Source organism: Gemmatimonadota bacterium (genome assembly GCA_041390125.1).
GTDB lineage: Bacteria > Gemmatimonadota > Gemmatimonadetes > Longimicrobiales > Gaopeijiaceae > JAGQIF01.
The window spans coordinates 190,203-210,186 of the sequence record JAWKQN010000010.1 but is presented as its reverse complement, the minus strand read 5'-3'; the positions used below and the strand labels follow the sequence as shown (position 1 = coordinate 210,186).

19 protein-coding genes are annotated in these 19,984 nt (G+C 71.5%); 11 read left to right on the top strand and 8 right to left on the bottom strand.

The annotated features are described in order from the left end of the window. Positions 1–4: 4 nt before the first annotated feature. The 3 genes from R3E98_12700 to R3E98_12690 are packed head-to-tail and all read right to left on the bottom strand — an operon-like array spanning position 5 to position 2,492. On the bottom strand, positions 5–1,444 hold the full coding sequence (locus R3E98_12700) for a hypothetical protein (protein ID MEZ4424263.1): 1,440 nt from the start codon (positions 1,442–1,444) through the stop codon (positions 5–7). Between the two features lie 47 nt (positions 1,445–1,491). After that, positions 1,492–1,956 carry a GNAT family N-acetyltransferase gene (locus R3E98_12695; protein MEZ4424262.1) on the bottom strand — a complete coding sequence of 155 codons (465 nt, stop codon included), beginning with the start codon at positions 1,954–1,956 and terminating at the stop codon, positions 1,492–1,494. Beyond that, positions 1,953–2,492, bottom strand: a complete 540-nt coding sequence (locus tag R3E98_12690; protein MEZ4424261.1) for a DUF1572 family protein — start codon at positions 2,490–2,492, stop codon at positions 1,953–1,955. Before R3E98_12690 ends, R3E98_12695 begins: the two co-directional genes overlap by 4 nt. A gap of 358 nt (positions 2,493–2,850) precedes the next feature. Here R3E98_12690 and R3E98_12685 point away from each other — a divergent pair, with 358 nt between their 5' ends. Beyond that, positions 2,851–3,873: a transporter gene (locus R3E98_12685; GenBank protein ID MEZ4424260.1), complete on the top strand. Its 1,023-nt coding sequence runs from the start codon at positions 2,851–2,853 to the stop codon at positions 3,871–3,873. 205 nt (positions 3,874–4,078) lie between these two features. Here R3E98_12685 and selD read toward each other — a convergent pair whose 3' ends face one another. Beyond that, complete coding sequence (gene selD / locus R3E98_12680) at positions 4,079–5,152, bottom strand: selenide, water dikinase SelD (GenBank protein ID MEZ4424259.1); 1,074 nt, start codon at positions 5,150–5,152, stop codon at positions 4,079–4,081. A 93-nt stretch (positions 5,153–5,245) separates the two neighbouring features. Beyond that, on the bottom strand, positions 5,246–5,995 hold the full coding sequence (locus R3E98_12675; GenBank protein MEZ4424258.1) for a hypothetical protein: 750 nt from the start codon (positions 5,993–5,995) through the stop codon (positions 5,246–5,248). Between the two features lie 104 nt (positions 5,996–6,099). Here R3E98_12675 and R3E98_12670 point away from each other — a divergent pair, with 104 nt between their 5' ends. Next, positions 6,100–6,975 carry a tetratricopeptide repeat protein gene (locus tag R3E98_12670; GenBank protein ID MEZ4424257.1) on the top strand — a complete coding sequence of 292 codons (876 nt, stop codon included), beginning with the start codon at positions 6,100–6,102 and terminating at the stop codon, positions 6,973–6,975. Positions 6,976–6,979: 4 nt separating this feature from the next. After that, on the top strand, positions 6,980–7,999 hold the full coding sequence (locus R3E98_12665; GenBank protein MEZ4424256.1) for a glycine cleavage T C-terminal barrel domain-containing protein: 1,020 nt from the start codon (positions 6,980–6,982) through the stop codon (positions 7,997–7,999). A 77-nt stretch (positions 8,000–8,076) separates the two neighbouring features. On the opposite strand, the gene R3E98_12660 is transcribed toward R3E98_12665, so the two are convergent. Next, positions 8,077–9,075, bottom strand: a complete 999-nt coding sequence (locus R3E98_12660; protein ID MEZ4424255.1) for a YpdA family putative bacillithiol disulfide reductase — start codon at positions 9,073–9,075, stop codon at positions 8,077–8,079. Positions 9,076–9,122: 47 nt separating this feature from the next. After that, the gene (locus R3E98_12655) at positions 9,123–9,989 is read right to left on the bottom strand and encodes a c-type cytochrome (protein MEZ4424254.1); all 867 of its coding nucleotides are present in this window, start codon (positions 9,987–9,989) and stop codon (positions 9,123–9,125) included. 154 nt (positions 9,990–10,143) lie between these two features. On the opposite strand from R3E98_12655, the gene R3E98_12650 reads away from it, so the two are divergent. The 6 genes from R3E98_12650 to R3E98_12625 are packed head-to-tail and all read left to right on the top strand — an operon-like array spanning position 10,144 to position 17,171. After that, positions 10,144–10,620: a (2Fe-2S)-binding protein gene (locus tag R3E98_12650; GenBank protein ID MEZ4424253.1), complete on the top strand. Its 477-nt coding sequence runs from the start codon at positions 10,144–10,146 to the stop codon at positions 10,618–10,620. Continuing rightward, positions 10,617–12,752: a xanthine dehydrogenase family protein molybdopterin-binding subunit gene (locus tag R3E98_12645; protein MEZ4424252.1), complete on the top strand. Its 2,136-nt coding sequence runs from the start codon at positions 10,617–10,619 to the stop codon at positions 12,750–12,752. The genes R3E98_12650 and R3E98_12645 overlap by 4 nt, the downstream gene beginning before the upstream one ends. After that, positions 12,749–13,018 carry a hypothetical protein gene (locus R3E98_12640; GenBank protein ID MEZ4424251.1) on the top strand — a complete coding sequence of 90 codons (270 nt, stop codon included), beginning with the start codon at positions 12,749–12,751 and terminating at the stop codon, positions 13,016–13,018. The genes R3E98_12645 and R3E98_12640 overlap by 4 nt, the downstream gene beginning before the upstream one ends. 40 nt (positions 13,019–13,058) lie before the next feature. Further along, positions 13,059–14,732: a D-aminoacylase gene (locus R3E98_12635; GenBank protein MEZ4424250.1), complete on the top strand. Its 1,674-nt coding sequence runs from the start codon at positions 13,059–13,061 to the stop codon at positions 14,730–14,732. Then, positions 14,729–15,832 (top strand): long-chain fatty acid--CoA ligase, encoded by a 1,104-nt coding sequence (locus tag R3E98_12630; protein ID MEZ4424249.1) that lies wholly within the window; start codon positions 14,729–14,731, stop codon positions 15,830–15,832. Before R3E98_12635 ends, R3E98_12630 begins: the two co-directional genes overlap by 4 nt. Further along, positions 15,825–17,171 carry an acyl-CoA reductase gene (locus R3E98_12625; GenBank protein ID MEZ4424248.1) on the top strand — a complete coding sequence of 449 codons (1,347 nt, stop codon included), beginning with the start codon at positions 15,825–15,827 and terminating at the stop codon, positions 17,169–17,171. Before R3E98_12630 ends, R3E98_12625 begins: the two co-directional genes overlap by 8 nt. A gap of 20 nt (positions 17,172–17,191) precedes the next feature. On the opposite strand, the gene R3E98_12620 is transcribed toward R3E98_12625, so the two are convergent. Further along, positions 17,192–17,386, bottom strand: coding sequence for an AbrB/MazE/SpoVT family DNA-binding domain-containing protein (locus tag R3E98_12620; protein ID MEZ4424247.1), 195 nt, complete (start codon positions 17,384–17,386; stop codon positions 17,192–17,194). Between the two features lie 204 nt (positions 17,387–17,590). Between R3E98_12620 and R3E98_12615 the strand changes: the two genes are divergently transcribed. After that, the gene (locus R3E98_12615) at positions 17,591–18,514 is read left to right on the top strand and encodes an ATP-binding cassette domain-containing protein (protein MEZ4424246.1); all 924 of its coding nucleotides are present in this window, start codon (positions 17,591–17,593) and stop codon (positions 18,512–18,514) included. After that, positions 18,511–19,761, top strand: coding sequence for an ABC transporter permease (locus R3E98_12610; protein ID MEZ4424245.1), 1,251 nt, complete (start codon positions 18,511–18,513; stop codon positions 19,759–19,761). Before R3E98_12615 ends, R3E98_12610 begins: the two co-directional genes overlap by 4 nt. Positions 19,762–19,984: the final 223 nt, after the last annotated feature.

The following is a 19,984-nucleotide window of genomic DNA, read 5'->3' as shown; positions in this document are numbered from 1 at the left end:
GCGCCTACCCCGCGGGCGCGGCGCTCCCCGGGTCCTCCGCGCTGACCCAGCGCAACGCGGCCAGGAGCCCGCCGGCCAGCTCGCGCGGCCGCTCCAGGTGCCCGTAGTGGCTCAAAGGGACGTCGAACACGAGCACCCGGATCGGGACGCCCGGAGTGGCCTGACGGAACTCCGCTGAGATCCGCACCTCGCGTGCGAGCGCGGGGTCCGCATGCCAGTGGTTGGTGTCCCCGAGCGCGGTGGTCCAGATCATCCGTCGGTAGCCCACCACCGGAGCGGCCGTGGTGGTGAACAGGTCGGCGACGACCTCGTCGGCGTCCACGCCCAGCGTGTTGCCCCGCAGCACCTCCCGGATCTGTGCCTCCACCTGGGGGCGCAGTGCGTCCGCGCCCTGGTGCTCCATGTCCTGCAGCGGCTGCTTGAACTGCGGGCGGCGTCGGGCCTCCAGGCGGATCCATTGGGTGGCCACCTCCAGAGGGGTCGCATCGTCGCGCCACAGCGGGTTGAGCGGGCCCACGTAGCGCCGTGCGTACTCCTCGGGTCCGCGGGCGCGCAACTCGCTCACGTGCGCGTAGTCGTCGATCGACACCTCGCCCCGGATGTCCCGCATGGCCGACAGCGAGGCGGGACCGCCCGTCCCCCAGCCCAGGGAGCGCCCGTGCAGGCGGTCCGCCAGCGCGTCCCGCAGGAGGAACTGCACCTCGGCTCCGGTGGAGTGGCCCACGATGGCCACGGGACCCTGCACGACCTCCTCGATGGAGGCGCGCACGCCATCGCGGATCAGCGCGAACGTGAAGATCGCGTTGCGGACGCGCGCCTCTTCGGGCGACATATCCCGGTCGAGCACGTAGGCGGGGGTGCGCTTCGCGAAGTCCGGCTCATCCCAGCCGCCATGACGGTAGTTGCCGGGGATGGTCAGCAGCAGCACCGGGACGCGTTGCGCGAGATGCTGCGCGACCGCCGGCGCGTTGGTGGGCCCGACGAAGAACTCGTACCAGTTGGCGGAACCGCCGTTGATGAACACCACGGTGGGCAGACCGGGGACGGGGGTCTCCGGCACGAGGTGCAGCGCCGGGAGGTCCCAATCGAGCCCGTACTTCCGGAAGCGCACCTCGTGCCAGCGTGCGGAGTAGCCCAGCGTGCTCGCGGGTAGCGTCTCCAGGGCACGCGGATCGAAGGCCCCACCTGGCGCCGCGTTCGCGAGCGCGTGTACGGTCCGCCCGTCGTCGGGCAACTCCCAGCCCAGGCGCTCGAACAGCTCGGCTGGCACGAGCTGGTAGGGGGCGTCCTCCTCCAGCAGCCGCAGGACCTCCGCTTCGGCGGTCGACTCCGGAACGGCCGAACGAGCCGACGGGTCGGGGGCGCGGCACGCGAACGCCGACGCGGCGAGCACGGTGAGGATGATGTTCCGAGGAACCCTGCGCGCGCCTGCGCGTCGTTGCATCGATGCTCCTGCGTCCCGTGGGGGAGGCGAGGCCGGAGGGGGGTGGATCACTCCGCTTCCGGGGATCCGGACACGGCCTTCCGATAGCAGTGCTGCGTCTTGATGCGCGTGTATCCCAGTCCCTCGTAGAACGGATGGGACTCCACCCGCGCGGCGTTGCTGCGTACGAGCAGCGTGGTCAGACCGCGCGCCCCCGTCCACGACTCCGCCGCGCTCACCAGCGTGCGCCCCACGGCCAGCCGCCGCACCTGCGCGTCCACGACCAGCCCCAGGATCAGCGCGTGCGGTCCCGTCTCCAGCGGCTCTTCTTCCACCACGTGGAGCCATCCCGCCACGGCACCCCCGGCCAGCTCCGCCACGAGCACCGCGTCGGTGGAGCGCGCGAGGATCCGGCTCAGCCGGGCGTGCATCTCCGCCGGATCCGCGGGATACCCCAGCTGGCCGCTCAGGGCCGCGAGGGCCGGTGCGTCCGCGAGGACCGCCGAACGGATCCGCACGTCGGGGCGGTTCACACCGTCTCGCCCGGGTGGGGCCGGGCCCGCCCGATCCAGGCCTGGGACTCGCCTTTGGGGATGGAGAGCGTCTGCCAGGTGGTGCCGCGGAGGTGCTTGGCCATCATCAGGATCTGACCCACGTGCTGGCCGTAATGACCGATCTGCCGCACGATGGCATGCAGCACCGTATGCGGCTCGGTGCGGATGGTCACGGTGCGCGCGAGGTCCGCGTCGGACAGGGGGGCCAGCGCGTCCCGGAAGCGGCGCCACCCGTCCTCCCACGCCTCCAGCAGCGCCTCGCGTGTGTCGTCCTCCCCGATCTCGAACTCACGGTCCCGGTGCCGGTCCGGCTTCTCCCCGTCCGAGGTCAGGAGCTCCGTCCACCGCGAGCGCGCGTTCCCGGCCACGTGCTTGACCAGGTTGGCCACGCTGTTGGACTGGGAGTCGAGGGGCGTGAAGAACTCCCGGTCGTCGAGCTGGGCCATGGCCCGGTCGGCCAGGCTCTTCAGGTGTGCGATCTCCCGCTCGAGGACACTCAGGTGGGTCCGGTCCATCGGGCAACCTCGTCTTGGCGTCCGGCCGGTCGCGGGTCCCGCGCACGTGCCGTCCCTCTTCTAGCCTCCACGGGTCCTTCCACGCAACGGGAGCCCGGGTGGATCGATGCGGCGGGTCTGGCTTGTCGCCACGGCAAACCCTGACGCCGGTCGGCAGCGAGGGCCTCGGGCGGGGCGGGAGGCGGAGCGCTGCATGGATGCCACGGGGCCCGGAAACCGCTACTGTGCGGGGCTTCCCGGCGCTCTGTTGCGCGCCCGTCACAGCCCGATTCGTGGGTCCGGACCTTGCTCATGTGGGGTCCCCGCATCGGGGGTCCACGCGCCTGTGCGAGGGGCCCGTCCGGAAATCGGAGGAGCAATGCGCGCGAGGATCACGACCTTCTTTCTTGCCGCCGCCGCGGTGGCCAGCCCCGTCGGGGCCCAGGACTATACCTGGCGCTGGGACCGCGCGGATTCCTATGCGCCGATCGGCGTCCAGGGAGACCGCGTGCTTTCGCTCGGGGAGTTCCTGATCTCCTATCGCTTCCAGGCCCAGGAGCTGGATGGCATCCGCCTGGAGGAGACGGAGCTCGGGATCGACGAGGTGCTCGACATCTTCCAGTCGACCCCCTACAACATGACCGAGCAGGTGCACCGCGTGGGTGTGCAGATCGCACCCATGCAGTACCTGACGCTCATGGCCACCGTGCCCTTCGTCCAGCGCAACATGGACCAGGTGACGCGGCAGCTCGACCTCTTCTCCACGTCCACCAGCGGCATCGGGGACATCGAGGTCGGCGCGCTCTTCAACGTCTACGAGGTGGGCCCGTACAAGGCGCACGTCGGCGGTGCCGTCTCCGTGCCCACCGGCTCCATCGAAGAGGACGGCCAGAGCGCTTTCGGGTCGGGTCGGCTTCCGTACTCGATGCAGCTCGGGTCCGGCACGTTCGACCTGCTGCCGTCGCTGACCTTCCAGGCCATGAACCAGTACGGTTCCGTGGGCTTCCAGGGCCGTGGCGTCATCCGGACGAGCGAGAACGATTCCGGCTACACCCTCGGCAATCGCGTCGAGGTCACGAGCTGGTTCGCGTTCCCGATCAACGATCAGCTCAGCTTCTCCGCGCGCATGGTGTGGCAGAAGTGGGACGCGATCTCGGGCTCCGATCCCGCGCTGGACGCGGCCGTCGCGCTCATCCAGGATCCGTCCGTCTTCCCGGACCTCGTCGGCGGCTCGCGTCTCGATCTGCCGCTGGGACTGAACCTGAATCTGCAGAACGGACCGCTGGCCGGACACCGCGTCGGGGTGGAAGCAGTGTTCCCGGTGAGCGAAAGCCTCGACGGTCCGCAGCTGCAGCAGAACTGGACGGTGAACTTCGGGTGGCAGAAGCCGCTCAACTGGTGAGCCGCAGGAGATCTCGCTCGACTTCGGACCGCTGGACGACCGGTTCGTGACCGAGTGAGACGGTAACCTCGATTCCTCCGGGGTACCTGGCGCCCCGTGCGATTCCGATCGCACGGGGTGTCCTGCGTTCGGGGGTCGGACGCGAAGGGGTCGCGCGCGCCGAGCGCGTCCGATCGGCGGGCGCACGGCCCGTCCGCGCGCGCGCCTATGCGCGTGCGGCGCCGTCCGTCGCGAGCACGCGGGCCGTGCCGGGCTCCCCGTCCACGATGCGCCCGATCACGGCCGCCGCGGGCACGGCGGCCTGGAAGGCCTCGATGTGCTCGGGGGCGAGCGCGACCAGGAGCCCTCCCGACGTCTGCGCGTCGAAGAGCAGCATGCGCAGCGACTCCGGTACCGCCCCCACGAACGCGACGTCGCGCTCGAGATCGGAGCGATTGCGCTTTGATCCACCCGGGATGTGGCCTTCGGACACCAGCGCGGACGCCCCCTCCATCAGCGGGATGGACGCCCCTACCAGCTCGGCCGCCACACCGGAGGCGGTGAGCAGATTGCGCAGATGGCCGAGCAGACCGTAGCCGGTCACGTCGGTGGCGGCGCGCGCGCCGGCCGCCAGCATGGCGTCGGCGGCTCCGCGGTTCAGGGTGGTCATCCACCGGACGGCCGCCTCCACCACCGACGGCGGGGCCGCTCCGGCCTTGATGGCCGTGGCGATCACCCCGCTCCCCAACGGCTTGGTGAGCACGAGCACGTCTCCGGGACGCGCACCCCGGTTGGTGACCACGCGGTCGGGATGCACCTCGCCGACCGCCACCATCCCGAACTTGGGCTCGGGATCGTCGATGGAGTGGCCGCCCAGGACGGGAATGCCGGCTTCGGCCGCGACGGTGGCGCCGCCGCGCACGATGTCCTCCAGCACGCCGCTGTCCAGGTGCTGACGGGGGAAGCCCACCAGGTTGAGCCCGAACAGCGGGCGGGCCCCCATGGCGTAGAGGTCCGACAGCGCATTGGCCGCGCCGATGCGTCCGAAATCGTAGGGATCGTCGACGACGGGCGTGAAGAAGTCCACCGTGACCACCACGGCGCGATCGTCGCTCAGACGATACACGGCCGCGTCGTCACGGGTCGACGCGTCGACCAGTGCGTTGGGATCCTCGACCGGAAGCAGTTGACGCAAGACCTGCGTCAGCTCGGACATCCCGAGCTTGCAGGCTCAGCCGGCGCCGTGCGACAACTGGGTCAGCAGGAGCCTCGGCCGTTGGTCACGGGGCTCGTCGGACATGGTCCTCCTCGTTGTGTACGGCGTCCTCAAATCCCGCGGGTCGCGCGGGCTGGTTCTGCCGCGGAATGCACCTCGCGGCGCGTCCGTGCGCGATCATGGCCGGCGCAGCGCGCCGGGGGGATCGAACGCACCGGGAGGCGCCTCCACTGCGAGCTCGACGTTCTCATAGCGGACGGCGGGGCCGTCCGCAGGCATCCGCTCCGTCGCCAGCCGTACGCCCGCCACCTGCTCGACGCGCGTCCACCGGGCGACCTCCGCCGGCTCCGCGACGGATGCGGTTCCCACGATCCCGCGCCCGTCCGCGACCAGGACGCGGAGCGTGGTCGCCGAGCCGGGCAGCACGGCGTCCAGGGCCCGGGTCCCGTCGGCGGCGGCCTCGGGCGCCGCGCGCACGACCGCGGCATCGCCGGTCAACAGGAACGGCAGGAAGAGATCCTGGATCGCCGCATCGTGCAATGCGCGCGCGCGTTCCACCCACACCCGGGCGCTGTCGCCGGCCAGCGCGGTGCCGTTCCGCCACACCTGGCCTTCCGCGTCCCCGTCCCGGTCGAACAACGCCAGGACCAGCTCTCCGTCCACCGTGAGCTCCACGCGCGCCCGGCCCTCCTGACGATCCCACCGGACGGCGCTCCCCCCGGTGTCGCCGTCTCCCACGACGCGGTCGAAGGCGGCGTACCGCAGCGAGGCCCATACGCCGTGCGGGTCGTGTGCCTCCCGCACACCCTCAAGCGCGGCCTGCACATACGGATCGGTGGCCGGACCCGCGCCCGGGGCATCGGCCCGCTCCGTGTCCGCGCAGGCGAACAGGGTGGCGGAAACAAGAAGTGGAAGGAGTGTACGCATAGGCCCCTCGGATTCCGGGGGCCAATCTAGCAGGTCGCTCCAGGCGTGGGACGCCCCCGCCCGCCGCCCGCTCCAGGCCCCCACGTCCCGAGGATGTCTTCGAGATGGGCATGGTAGCTGCGGTGGACGAATCCATGAGCTTTCCCGTGGGAACGCCCCGACATCGGTTGCGCGCCGAGGTGGCCCGGCCGGACCAGGACATCGACCTGGCCCGGGCGGCGTTGCTCGTGGCGGTGGAGGAGTATTCCCAGCTCCCGATCGAGCGGTATCTGGGCCGGCTCGACCTCCTGGCAGAGGAGATCCGCGACCGGCTGAACGGAGAGACCGCCGAGCTGATCGTCATGCAGGAGCTGGTCGACCACCTGTTCCGGCGGCGGGGCTTCACCGGCAATCGCGAAGCCTACTACGATCCCCGCAACTCCTTCCTGAACGACGTGCTGGACCGGGGGCTCGGCATCCCGCTCTCGCTCGGCATCCTCACGCTCGAGGTGGGGTGGCGGCTCGACCTGCCTCTGGTGGGCGTCAACTTCCCCGGCCACTTCCTCGTGCGGTGGCAGGGCGAGGAGATCCGCCTGCTGATCGATCCCTTCCACGGGACGGCGAGCTTCGAGGAAGAGGCGCAGCAGATCCTCGATCGCGTGTACGGCGGCGTCGTGCGCATGCAGGACCGCTTCCTGCGCGAAGCGTCGCGGCGCGACATGCTGATCCGGCTGCTGACCAACCTCAAGGCCATCTACCTCAAGGTGAACGACCTGCCGCGCGCGCTCGCGGCCATCGAGCGCATCCTGCTCCTGCGGCCCACGCTGCGGGGCGAGGTGCGCGACCGGGGCATGGTGCTGGCGCGCCTGGGTCGACACGTGGAAGCGCTGGAGCATCTGGAGGCGTATCTGACCGCCGCGCCCGACGCGCGCGACGGCGAGCACGTGGGCGAGGTCGTCACGCGTCTGCGCCGCCGTCTCTACGGTCCCGGCGCGCGCTGAACCGATGAGCTCCACGTCTTCGGCACCCACCGCCGCCGATCACGCGGCCCGACAGGGGCTGGCGTGGTTCGATCGGGGCGCGCGGCCCCTGCTGCGTGTGGATGGCAAGTCGCCCGCGGCGATGCTCAAGGGCGTGGTCACCGGTCGTATCCCGGGTCCCGCCCACACGGGCGCCGGAGCGACCTGGTCGGAGGCCGCGTACTCCACGCTGCTCACGCCCAAGGGACGGATCGTCTCCGACCTGGTGCTCATCCGCCTGCCCGGTGAAGCCGAAGCGTTCTGGATGGATGTGCCCGCGACGGGCGAGGAGCCGCTGCGCGCCCACCTGGCGAAGGTGCTGCCCCCGAGACTCGCGCGGGTCACCCCGGTGACGGACGTCGTGCGGCGTGCGGTGGTAGGCCCGGACGCGGCGCGCGTGCTGGCCGCCCACGTGGGCGTGGAATCCGAGCGGCTGACGGAGCTCCCTGAGACCAGGGCGTGCTTCGCCGACGGAGGGCTGGTGCTGTTCCGGCCCCCGGATCTGGGCGGCGACGGCTTCGAGCTCGTCGGAGCAGCCGACGTGATGGCCCCCGTCGAAGAGGCCCTGCGCGCCGCCGGCGCGGTGGCCGCGGACGGAGCGGTCTGGGAGACCCTGCGCATCGAAGCACGCCGGCCTCTATTCGGCGTGGACATGGGCCCCGACACCATCCCCATCGAAGCGGGTCTGGGCGCGCGCGCCATCGATCATGCCAAGGGCTGCTACACCGGCCAGGAAGTCATCGTACGCATCCGTGACCGCGGCCACGTGAACCGGCACCTGCGCTTGCTGCTGCTGGGTGACGCGGACGTGCCCGAAGCGGGCACGCCGCTGCACACGTTCGACGGCGAGCGTGCGGTGGGCGAGATCACGAGCGCGGTGCGCTCTCCCGGATTCGGTCAGACGATTGCGCTCGGGTACGTGCGGCGGGAGGTGGAGCCCGGTCAGGCCGTGAGGGTGGGCACGCCGAGCGGACCCGAAGCGGTGCTGGCGCCTGACGTGACCTGACGGTACGGGGTGGGCTGCTCAGCCCGGTGTGCGGCGGGGGGACCGATCCCGGTCGCGACGGTCCGGCGCGGAGCCGCTCAGCCCCGCTGCGCCAGCAGGTCCTGCACGATCCGACCGCCGTGCTCGCGGCCGTTCTCGATGAAGATCTTGTTGGCGTTGTGCCCGGCCGCGATCACTCCCGCGATGTAGACCCCGTCCACGTTGGTGCGCATGGTGGTGGGATCGTGCGCAGGGATGCCGGTGGCGGTGTCGATCTCCACCCCGAGGGAGCGGAGCAGGCGTGGGTTGGCGCGCCAGCCCGTCATGGCCAGCACCCAGTCGTTGTCGATCTCCTCGACCCGGCGTGACCCCTCGTGGCGGATCAGCACCGAGCGGGGCAGGATCTCGACGAGCCGCGCGGAGAAGCGCGGGACGATCTCCCCGTTCTTCAGGCGGTTGGTGATGTCGGGGACCACCCAGGGCTTGACGCCCTTGTCGATGGTCTCGGCGAAGTGCACCAGCGTCACGCGCGTGCCGTTGCGGTACAGCTCGAGCGCCGCTTCGACCGCGGAGTTCCCGCCGCCCACCACCACGACGTCCTGGTCGTAGTAGGGGTAGGGCTCGTGGTAGTAGTGCTTGACCTTGGGCAGGTCCTCGCCCGGCACGCCGAGGAAGTTGGGTTCGTGGAAGCCGCCCGTGGCCACCGCCACCGCGCCTGCGCGGTAGGCGCGCTCCTCGCCCGTGTGCGTGGCGGTCGTGAGCGTGAACTCCCCACCGCTCCGTTCGATGGACTGGACGGCCTCGTACTGATGGACGTCCAGGTCGAAGTGCCGCACCACGTGCCGGTAGTATGCGATCGCTTCCCGGCGGGTGGGCTTGGGCTCGGGGATGGTGAAGGGCACGCCCCCGACCTCGAGCATGACGGCCGTGGAGAAGAACGTCATGTAGTACGGGTAGTGCAGCAGCGAGCTGGTCACCGCGCCCTTGTCGAAGAGCGTGCAGGCCAGGCCGGCCGTGCGGGCGGCGGCCCCCGCGGCGATGCCGCAGGGGCCGGCTCCGACGACGGCGAGATCGATGCGTTCGGTGGGGTCGCTCACCCTCAAGGTCTAATGCAAAGGGCCAGCGGGTGGAACCGCCCGGCGCGTCACATGTCCGCGGGGCGCGGCCGGTCGACGGGCGGGAGGGACCGCAGGAACTCCCAGATCTCGCGCACCTCGTCGTCCGTCAGATGGGAGAACCCCTTCCAGGGCATGTTGGCCGAATCCAGCGTGCGCCCGTCCGGTGTGCGTCCCTGCCGCACGGCCGTGGAGAACTGCTCCAGGCTCCACGAGGACGCGCCCGTGGCGTGGCCGGTGAGGTTGGGTGCCCAGAGCGGTTGCTCGGCCGCGAAGGGCTGTCCGCCGTAGTCGGCCCCATGGCAGGTGCTGCAGAGCGAGCCGAAGCGCGCCACGGCCCCGTCGTGGGTGGCCGCGTGCGTGGTGGCCTGTTCGATCCGGCGCGCCGGCTGCAGCACCGGCGCCTGGAAGGCGGAGACGGCCCGGCCGATCGGGCCGATGGATCGCTCGATGAGCAGCGAGTTCCGCGCCGGGAGCGACTCGATGTAGCCGACCAGCGCGCCCAGGTCCGCGTCCGACATGCCCACGAAGGCCTCGCTGGGCATGATGACGAGGACGCGACCATCCGCGCCGATCCCGTGGCGGATGGACCGCTCCAACTGCTCCGCCGTGAAGCGTGCTCCGGTGAGGTCGGGGGCCGGGAGCATCATGAACGGCCCGCCCTCCAGGAAGTTCGTGCCCTCGAGCCCGGGACCGTGGCACTCCGTGCAGGCGAAGGCGTCGGCGAGCCGGCGACCCTCCGCGATCCGCACCGGATCGCTGGCCGGCGGAGGCACCTCGTGGGCGGCGACCTCGACCGGGCGCGAGAGCCGGAAGGAGCCGATGAGGATCAACGTGAGGGCGAACAGCAGGACCAGACCCAGGACCCACTTCACCACGCGAAGGGCGACCGTCATCCTGACCTCCGGATCGGGGGGGGAGGTGATGAAGCCAAGCGGCCCAAAGTGGGCGCTTCGTTCCTCCAGGCAAGGTCGGCCGATGCCGCGATGGCCGGACCCCGGCGTCCCGGGTAAGGTACTATCCGCCCCGCTTCTCCTACCGGAGGTCCCTATGCCCGTCCGCTTCTCCGTCAACGGACGGCCCGTCACCGTGGACGTGGCCGACGACACGCCCCTGCTCTGGGTGCTGCGTGACGTGCTCGGGCTGACCGGCACCAAGTACGGGTGCGGGGTGGCGCGCTGTGGGGCCTGCACGGTCCAGCTCGACGGGCGGGGCACGCGGGCGTGCGTGACCGAGGTCTCCCGGGCCGAGGGCCGGGAGGTCACCACCATCGAGAGCTTGTCCGAGGACGGTCTGCACGCGCTCCAGGAGGCCTGGATCGCGGAAGAGGTGCCGCAGTGCGGCTACTGCCAGCCCGGGCAGATCATGGCGGCGGCCTCCCTGCTGGCCCGCACGCCGCGGCCCACGGACGGCGACATCGACGGGGCCATGTCCGGGAACCTGTGCCGCTGCGGCACCTACACGCGCATCCGCCGCGCCATCCACCGCGCCTCCGAGGCCCTGACCCAGCAGGAGGCCGGCCGATGAGCGTGCAACGCGTCTCCCGCCGCGACTTCGTGAAGTGGACCGGAACGGCCAGCGCCGGGCTCGCGCTCGGCGTGCATGTGCCGTTCGGCCAGCGTGGGCTCGAGGCGGCCGTGGCCGCCGAGGTCTTCAAGCCCAACGCCTTCGTGGCCGTCGAGCCGAACGGGCTCGTGCGCATCTGGATCAAGCACGTGGAGATGGGTCAGGGCATCGACACGGCGTTGCCCATGATCATCGCGGACGAGCTGGACGCGGAATGGGACCGGTTGGAGATCGTGCGGCCGGTCGCCGATCCGGCGCTCGGCCGGCAGATGACGGCCGGGAGCGGCTCCATCCGCAACGGTTGGGAGGAGATGCGCCGTGCGGGCGCCTCCGCGCGCGCCATGCTGGTCGAGGCCGCGGCGCGGCGGTGGGGGGTGGACGCCTCCACGCTCCGGACCGGGCCGGGCCGCGTGCTGCATCCGGACGGCCGTGCCCTCGCCTATGGAGACCTGGCGGAGGAGGCCGCGGCGCTGCCGGTGCCCGCCGAGCCCCCGCTCAAGGATCCTGCGGACTTCCGGATCATCGGGACGCCGGTGCCGCGCACGGACACGCGCGCCAAGGTCACCGGCGAAGCCCGCTTCGGGATCGACACGCGTGTGCCCGGGATGAAGTTCGCGACCGTGGTCCACTGCCCCCACTTCGGCGGCACGGTGGGTCGCGTGGACGACGCGGCCGCCCGGGCCGTGCCCGGCGTGGTGGACGTCTTCCGCGTGAGCAACGGCGTGGCGGTGGTGGCCGACCACACCTGGGCCGCCTTCCAGGGCGCTCGCGCGCTGGAGGTGGAGTGGGTGGGCGGATTCCGGGGCAGCAGCGCCAGCATCGCCGACGAGCATGCGGTCAAGCTGCGGGACGGCCCGGTCCGCGTGTCGGAGGACCAAGGAGATGCCGAAGGCGTGCTGGCGCGCGCGGAACGGGTCATCGAGGCCACCTACTCGGTGCCCTACCTCGCGCATGCCTGCATGGAGCCCATGAACTGCGCCGTGCATGTGCGGGAAGACGCGTGCGAGCTGTGGGTGCCCACGCAGAACCCGGGAGGCGCCCGCAGCACGGCGGCCCGTCTGACGGGATTGCCCGAAGAGGCCGTGACGGCCCACATCACGTTCCTGGGCGGCGGGTTCGGTCGCCGCGGCGAGGACGACTTCGTCACCGACGCGGTGGAGGTGGCCATGCAGGCCGGCGTGCCGGTGCTGACCACGTGGACCCGCGAAGAGGACATGCAGCACGATTTCTACCGCCCGGCTGCCACCAGCCGCTTCCGCGCGGCCCTGGACGCACGTGGTGAGCCGGTCGCCTGGAGCAACCGCATCGTGTGCGCGTCCATCATCGGGCGCGGGCGGCCGTTGCCGGAGGGACGCGTGGACTTCACGGCGGTCGAGGGCGCGGCCAACCTGCCCTACCACGTGCCGAACCGGAAGGTGGAGTGGGCGGAAGCCGACGCCTCGGTCCCGGTGGGCTGGTGGCGTTCCGTGGGCAGCTCCCACAACGCCTTCCACACCGAGAGCTTCATCGACGAGCTGGCGCATGCGGCCGGGAAGGACCCGTATCTCTATCGCCGCCAACTGGCCGCGGAGCACCCGCGCCATGTGGGCGTGCTGGCGTCGGTGGCCGAACGGGCGCGCTACGGCGTGGGGGTGCCGGCCGGCCGGGCGCACGGCATCGCGGTGGCCGAGTGCTTCGGCAGCTATGTGGCCCAGGTGGCGGAGGTGTCCCTGGACGATGCGGCCCGCCCCGTGGTGCACAAGGTGTGGTGCGTCGTGGACTGCGGGCGCTACGTCAATCCCGACACGGTGCGCGCCCAGATGGAAGGCGCCATCGTGTATGGCCTTTCCGCCGCTCTGCACGAGGCCATCACGCTGGAGGACGGCCGGGTGGTGCAGAGCAACTTCGACGACTTCGACGCGCTGCGGCTGCGCGAGATGCCCGAGATCGACGTGCATATCCTGGAATCGAACGAAGCGCCTGGCGGAGTCGGCGAGCCCGGCACGCCGCCGATCGCGCCGGCGGTGACGAACGCGCTCTTCGCCCTGACCGGGGTGCGCGTGCGCACGCTCCCGATCCCGCAGGATGCGTTCCAGCAGGCGAGGCAGGGATGAGCGCGGGTGCCGAGAAGGAAGCGCGCCGCGCGCTGGCCCGACTGCGGCGCGCCGTGGAGAAGGTGGAGCGCGAGCTGGACGCGGTGGCGGGATCCATCCGCCATGCCGAGGGCAGCGATTTTCCCGCGGACGCCTACGAGGAGGCGCGGGAGCGGCTGCAGCGGGTCACGGAGTTCGTGGACGAGGAGTCCGCGCGCCTGCAGATGAAGATCCTGGAGACCGGCGGGATCGAGCCGGGGCGGGTCCGCCGCTCGGGCGGGCTGTGATCGTGGGAGACGAGATGCGGCGCAGGCACGAGGAGGGGCATTGAAGCGGCGGGAGTTCGTGGAGCGCAGCACCGTGCTGGGCGCCGGCGCCCTGGTGGGCCTGCCGGGTGCGCCGTTCGTGCCGCGCCGGCCGCGCGCCGACCTGGTGCTGCGCAACGCCACGCTGGTGGACGGCACGGGGCGCGCGGCCTATGAAGGGGACGTGGCCGTCACCGGGGACCGCATCGAGGCCGTGGGTCGGGTGGACGGACGGGGCTCGGAGGAGATCGACCTGCGGGGCCTGGTGCTGGCGCCGGGCTTCGTGGACATCCACTCGCACGCCGACCTGTCGCTCTTCACCAACCCCAAGGCGGAGAGTCGCATCCGGCAGGGCGTGACGCTGGAGGTCACGGGGCAGGATGGCGGCTCCATGGGGCCCTGGTCGGCCGCGGAGCGCACCCGGATCCGCGAGAGCTACGGCGCGCTGGCCGACTTCTCCGACGTGGGAGGCTTCCTGGACGCCATCGACCGGCTACGGCCGGCCGTGAACGTGGCCACCATGGTGGGGCAGGGCACCATCCGGGGCCACGTGGTGGGCTTCCGGGACCGGCCTGCCAACGACGGTGAGATCCGCCTCATGCGTCAGCTCGTCCGCGAAGCGGTGGCGGGCGGAGCCGTGGGGCTGTCGTCCGGGCTGGAGTACACACCGGGCAGCTTCGCCCCCGCGGAGGAGATCGCCGAGCTCGCCTCCGAGCTGAAGGGAACCGGCTATCCCTACGCCAGCCACATGCGCAACGAGGACGACCGCGTCCTCGCCGCGCTGGAGGAATGCATCCAGATCGGGCTGCGGGCCGGTGTGCCGGTGCAGGTGTCGCACCTGAAGGCCATGGGCGAGCGCAACTGGTGGAAGGCGGACGCCGCGCTCGACATGCTGCGCCACGCGGGCGCCTCGGGGGTGGACGTCCACTTCGACCGCTATCCGTACGTCGCCTACCAGACGGGGCTGCAAAACCTGTTTCCCGCCTCCATGCGCTCCGGCGGCACGCGCGCCTTCCTGGACCGGCTGGTGGCCGCCGGGGAGAAGGAGGCGCTGGAGCGGGCGGCGCGCGACAAGATCGCGATGCTGGGTTCGTGGGACGCCGTGCAGATCGTCTCGGCCAACTCCGCGAAGTACGGCAACCTGCGGGGACAGCGGCTGGGCAAGGCCGCACAGGCCGCGGGCGTCGATCCCTATCAGCTCACGGTGGAGCTCCTGCGCGACAACGGCGGGAGCGTGAGCATGATCGGCTTCGGCATGTCCGAGGAGAACACGGAGAAGCTCCTCGCGCACCCGCTGGGCATGATCTGCTCCGACGGTGGGAGCTACGCGCCCTACGGAGTGCTGTCGCGCTCCTCGCCCCATCCGCGCACGTACGGCAGCTTCCCCCGCGTGCTGGGCTACTATGTGCGCGAGCGGCGGGCGCTGACGCTGGAGAGCGCGGTGCGCAAGATGACGTCGATGCCCGCGCGCAAGCTGCGCATCTCCGAGCGCGGCCAGTTGGAGCCCGGCTTCTACGCCGACCTGGTCGCGTTCGACCCGGACACGGTCATGGACGGCGCCACCTTCGAGGACCCCCACCAGTATCCGGTCGGCATCCCGCTCGTGATCGTCAACGGCGTGATCACCCTCCGGGACGGCGAGCACACCGGCTCGTTGGCGGGACGCGCCGTGCGCGGGGCGGCGGCGGCCCGGTGAGCGAAGCGCTGGCCCGCGAGCTGAAGGCGCTCTTCGCCCGCGGTGCCGACACACCGCTCCCGGACGGAGCCTTCGACGCGCTGGCCCTGCGGGTGTTCGAGCACCAGCACGCGCACAACGCGCCGTACCGCGCGTACGCCCTCTCCCAGGGCCGCACACCCGCGTCCGTGCGACACTGGACGGACGTGCCCCTGGTGCCCACCACGGCCTTCAAGGCGCTGCCGCTCGTGTGCGGTGCTCCTGCGCCCGCGGCCGTCACCTTCCGCACCAGCGGGACCACGGCGGGAGAGCGCCGCGGCACCCACGTGGTCCAGGACGTGGAGCTGTACCACGCGTCGCTGCGGAGTGCGTTCCGGCACTGGGTGCTGCCGGACGGCGCCCGCCTGCCGCTGCTGCGGCTCGTGCCCTCGTCCGAGGAGCTGCCCGATTCGTCGCTGAGCCACATGGGCGCCACGGTGGAGGAAGCGCTGTGCGCCCCCGGCGGTGCGCGGCTGGTGGACGCGGCCGGGGGTCTCGACGGTCGAGCCTGGGAGGAGGCGCTGGCGCACGCCGTGGAGGCGGAACGTCCGGTGCTGATCTTCACCACCGCGTTCGCCCTGGCAGCCGCACTCGAGCACCTGGACCGGCGCGACGTGCGCGTAGGACTTCCGGCCGGGTCCCGGCTGATGGAGACGGGCGGCTTCAAGGGGCGCCGCGCCGCGGTGAGCCGGGACGCGCTGCGCGCCGCGGTGGAGGATCGGTTGGGCATCCCCGCGACCCACATCGTGGCCGAATACGGCATGACCGAGCTGCTGTCGCAGTTCTACGATCCCGTGCTGCGGACCGGAGGCGCGGTCCGCGGCGTGTTCCAGGGGCCGCCCTGGGTCCGCACCCGCGTGCTGGACCCGGACACGCTCCGGGAGCAGCCGGCGGGTGTGACGGGCGTGCTCGCCCATCATGATCTCGCCAACCTGCACTCCGTCTCCGCGGTGCTGACCGAGGACCTGGGCGTGGCCCGGGCGGACGGGTTCGAGCTGCTGGGGCGGGCCACCGGCGCCGAGCTGCGCGGGTGCTCGCTCACGTTCGAGGAGATCGAGCGGGCGCAGGTGCACCGTGTCTGAGCCGTTCGACGCGTGGTCGCTACCGCCCGACGTCTCCCTGCCCGCCCGGCGCAGCGAGGGCACGCTCGGCTTCCTGCAGGTCACCGCGCCGTGGCTGAACGCGCTGCTCGGCCGTCTCGAGGAGGCGCGCGTCGAGCGTGGCGTCCGTCCCGCGGCCGAGACCGCCGAGGTCCTCGGTCGGGTGGGCCAGCGCTTCCTGGATCCGGCCGACCCGTTGCGCGCCCAGGCCCTGGACGCCCTCCCCGGGCGATCGGGCCTGTCCGTGGAGATGGCCGCACACGTGCTGGATGGCATGGCGCGCGACTGGACCACCGACCGGCTGTTGCTGCACCTCGAAGCCGAGCTGGGCGATCCCAGCGTGCTGGAGCGCTTCGTCCCGGACGGGCCCCGCCAGGTGCGGGCTCTGCCCCGCTCTCCGGCCCTGCACGTGGGGTCGGGCAGCGTGCCCGGCGTCACGACCACGTCGCTGATCCGGGGCCTCCTGGTCGGGAGCGCCCTGGTGGTCAAGCCGGGCGCGGGGGACGTGGTCCTTCCCGTCCTGTTCCACCGGGCGTTGGCCGAGCTCGATCCCGCCCTGGCCGCGACCTGCGCCGTGGTCTACTGGCCCGGGGGCGCGCTCGACCCGTGGCCCACCCGGCCGCGCACGGTGGTGGTCTACGGCGACGACCGGACCATCGCGGCCGTGCGCCGCAGCGCCCCCGTCCACGCCCGGCTGGTGGAGTATCCCCACCGCGTGAGCGTGGCCGTGCTGGACGCGGAGCGGGCGGATGCGGACCCGGTGGCCGAGGCGCTGGCTGCAGCGGTCGGCACGTTCGAGCGGCGCGGGTGCGTGTCCGCCTACCAGGCCTGGGTCGAGGACCCCGACGGCGATCGGTGCGCCCGACTGGGGCCCCGGGTGGCGGAGGCCTTGAGGACGTGGGGCGGCCGGCTCCCGCCTCCCGAGGACCTGGGCGGCGCGGCGCTGCGCCGCCAGTGGATCAGCACGCTCCAGATGCGCTCCGCCGCGGGCGAGGCCGTGCAGGTGTGGGATGCGGGCGCGGCGGGCTGCGTGGTCCTGGGCGACGTCGGAGCCCTCCCGGACGGCCGGGTCGTGGCCCTGCGACCGGTGCCGGACCTCGAGACCGCCTTCACGGAGGTGGACGCGCTCCGGCCCCACCTTCAGAGCGTCGCTCTGGAAGCGGGGCCGGAATGGCGGGATGCCTGGGCCGAGCGGGCCGCCCGCGCGGGAGCCCTGAGGGTCACCACGCTGGCCGATCTCCCGTGGCCCCCGGCATGGTGGCACCACGACGGGAGCGGATCGCTCGAACCGCTGTTGGACCTGGTGGATCTGGAAGGCTGAAGCGCCTTCCCGGACGGATGCTACTCCTCTTCCGCCTGCTGCTCCGCCCGCCACAAGACCATCTGGCGGACGCCCTTCGGGGTCTCCTCGACCCGGACGGTCAACACGTCCCCCTCCTCCAGACGGAGGTCGTCTCGCATCTCCTGCGGGATCGTGATCCGACCCCCCACGCCGATGTTCACATCGCCGTAGTAGAGCGTACGATAGATCGCCATCGAGCCTCCTCGGATGCCTGAGAATCGTTGAAATCTAAGGGTTTTCGGCCCCTGCCGGCAAGCTGAGGGGCCAGGTTCGTTGCGTTGCCGCAACACTCACGGGCGCGGGCCGGCGCGGGGCGGCCCGTGTGGCCCCGCACATCTGAAGAATCCCCGGACCCGGGCCGTAGCACCCGGGATTCCTCCCCGAACCGAAGAGGCGGTATGGACCTGGCGATCCAGTTGGAGGGGGTGTGGAAGCAGTTCGGGAAGCACACGGCGGTGGCCGATCTGAGCCTGGCCGTGCCCCGGGGTGCGGTCTACGGCCTGCTCGGTCCCAACGGCTCCGGCAAGACCACCAGCATCCGGATGATCATGGGCATCCTGCTCCCCGACCGGGGCCGGGTGACCCTGTTCGGCGGCGACCCGGACGAGCCCCGCCGCAAGCGGGTGGGCTACCTCCCGGAGGAGCGGGGCCTCTACCGGAAGATGAAGGTGGAGGACGTCATCGTCTTCCTGGGCGAGATCCGGGGCGTGGACGCCCGGGAGGCCCGCCGGCGGGCGCGGACCTGGATCGACCGGCTCGAGCTCGGCGCCTGGGCCGGGAAGCGGGTGGAGGATCTCTCCAAGGGGATGCAGCAGAAGGTCCAGTTCATCGGCACCGTGGTGCACGAGCCCGAGCTGCTGATCCTGGACGAGCCCTTCAGCGGGCTGGATCCCATCAACCAGGACGTCCTGGAGAGCATCGTCCTCGACTACAAGCAGAAGGGGACCACCATCCTCTTCTCCACCCACTTGATGGAGCAGGCCGAGCGCATGTGCGACGCGGTGTGCCTGATCTCGCATTCGCAGAAGGTGCTCGACGGCGACCTGCGCTCGATCAAGCGGGCCGAGTCCCGTGGCGTCATCGCCGTCGAGTACGAAGGCTCCGACGACTGGATCGAGCGCGGCTCCGAGGTCCTCTCCATCGAGCGCACGCGCGATGACGGCGTGCACCTGCTTCTGCGCGATGGCGCCGATGCCCAGGCGCTGCTGCGGCGCGCCGTCGCCGACCACGTGGTGATGCACCGCTTCGAACGGGTGGAGCCGCGCCTGCACGAGATCTTCGTCAAGCACGCCGGCCGACGCGGCCAGGAGGTGGTCTCGTGAACGCCGTCTGGAGCGTGCTCAAGCGCGAGTACCTGGAACGGGTGCGCAAGCGGTCCTTCCTGTTGGCCACCATCGGGGGCCCTCTGCTGATCATCGCGCTCATCTTCGGCAGCGGCTTCATGGCGGCGCGCAGCTCCGAAGGGCGCACCCGCATCGCGGTGCTGGACCGCACCGGCGTGTTGATGGACCCGGTCACCGCCGCGCTGACGGACGCCGACTACACCGTCGTCCCTGCCGAGGCGGGCGACACCCAGGGGCTGGACGACATGGTGCGGGGCGGTGACATCGGCTCGTACCTGATCCTGGACGACGCCACCCTGACGCGCGGTGAGGCCACGCTCGTCGGCGAGGACAGCCCGGGCACCGTGCGGCGCATCGCGCTGCAGTCGGCCATCACGCGTGCGGTGATCGAGCAGCGCTTCGGCGCCGACACCGACACCGAGGACGTTGCGCGGCTGGTGCGCGGCGGCGACCTGGAGTTCCGTTCCGTGGACCAGGAGCTGAGCGAGAACGAGCGCGAGCTGCGGACCGGCTTCACGCTGGTGGGCGCCTTCTTCCTCTACTTCGCGCTGCTCCTCTACGGCGTCTTCGTCATGCAGGCGGTGCTGGAGGAGAAGACCTCACGCATGGCGGAGATCGTCGTGAGCGCCGTGCGGCCCTGGCAGCTCATGCTGGGCAAGATCGTGGGGGTGGGCCTGGTGGGCCTCACGCAGATCGCGGTGTGGGTGCTGCTGGTGGTGCTGGCCGGCACGTTCGGCCTGCCGATGCTGGTCGCAACCCGGCCCGAGCTGGCGACCTTCTTCGAGCCGGGCAGCCTCGCTCCCGCGGCGCTGACCGTGGTGTGGTTCACCGTCTTCTTCGTGCTGGGCTACCTGCTCTACTCCGGTCTCTACGCCGCGGTGGGTGCCATGTGCAGCACCGAGGAGGAGACCCGCCAGCTGCAGCTCCCCGTCACCATGATGCTGGTCATCCCCTTCGTCATGATGATCCCCGCGCTGGAAGGGGCCGGGGACACGCCACTCCTGGCCGGGATGTCCCTCTTCCCGCTCTTCACGCCGCTGCTGATGTTCGCGCGCGCCGCGTCCGGGACCGCTCCGTTCTGGCAGATCGGGCTGTCCATCGTGCTGACGGTGCTGGCGATCGTGGGCGTGGCCTGGATCGCGGGCCGCATCTACCGCGTGGGGATCCTGATGCAGGGGAAGCGACCCACGTTGCCCGAGCTGTGGCGCTGGGTGCGGGAGGCGTAGCCGACAGCCGGCGGGTGCAGGATCGGAGCGCGTGACTGGAGCGCGTGACCTTGCGTCTGCGGCTTTCGGGTCGGTAATCTGCGCCTAGGTGGTGTACAGGCCGCGAGGTCCACGTACGCCCGTCCTTCCCTCCGAATGGTTCGTCCCCCCGTCGTTGCCGCGTAATTCGCGGGGCGCCGCCTACCGATGCCCTCGAATCGTGCAATGCGCATGGAGTCACCCC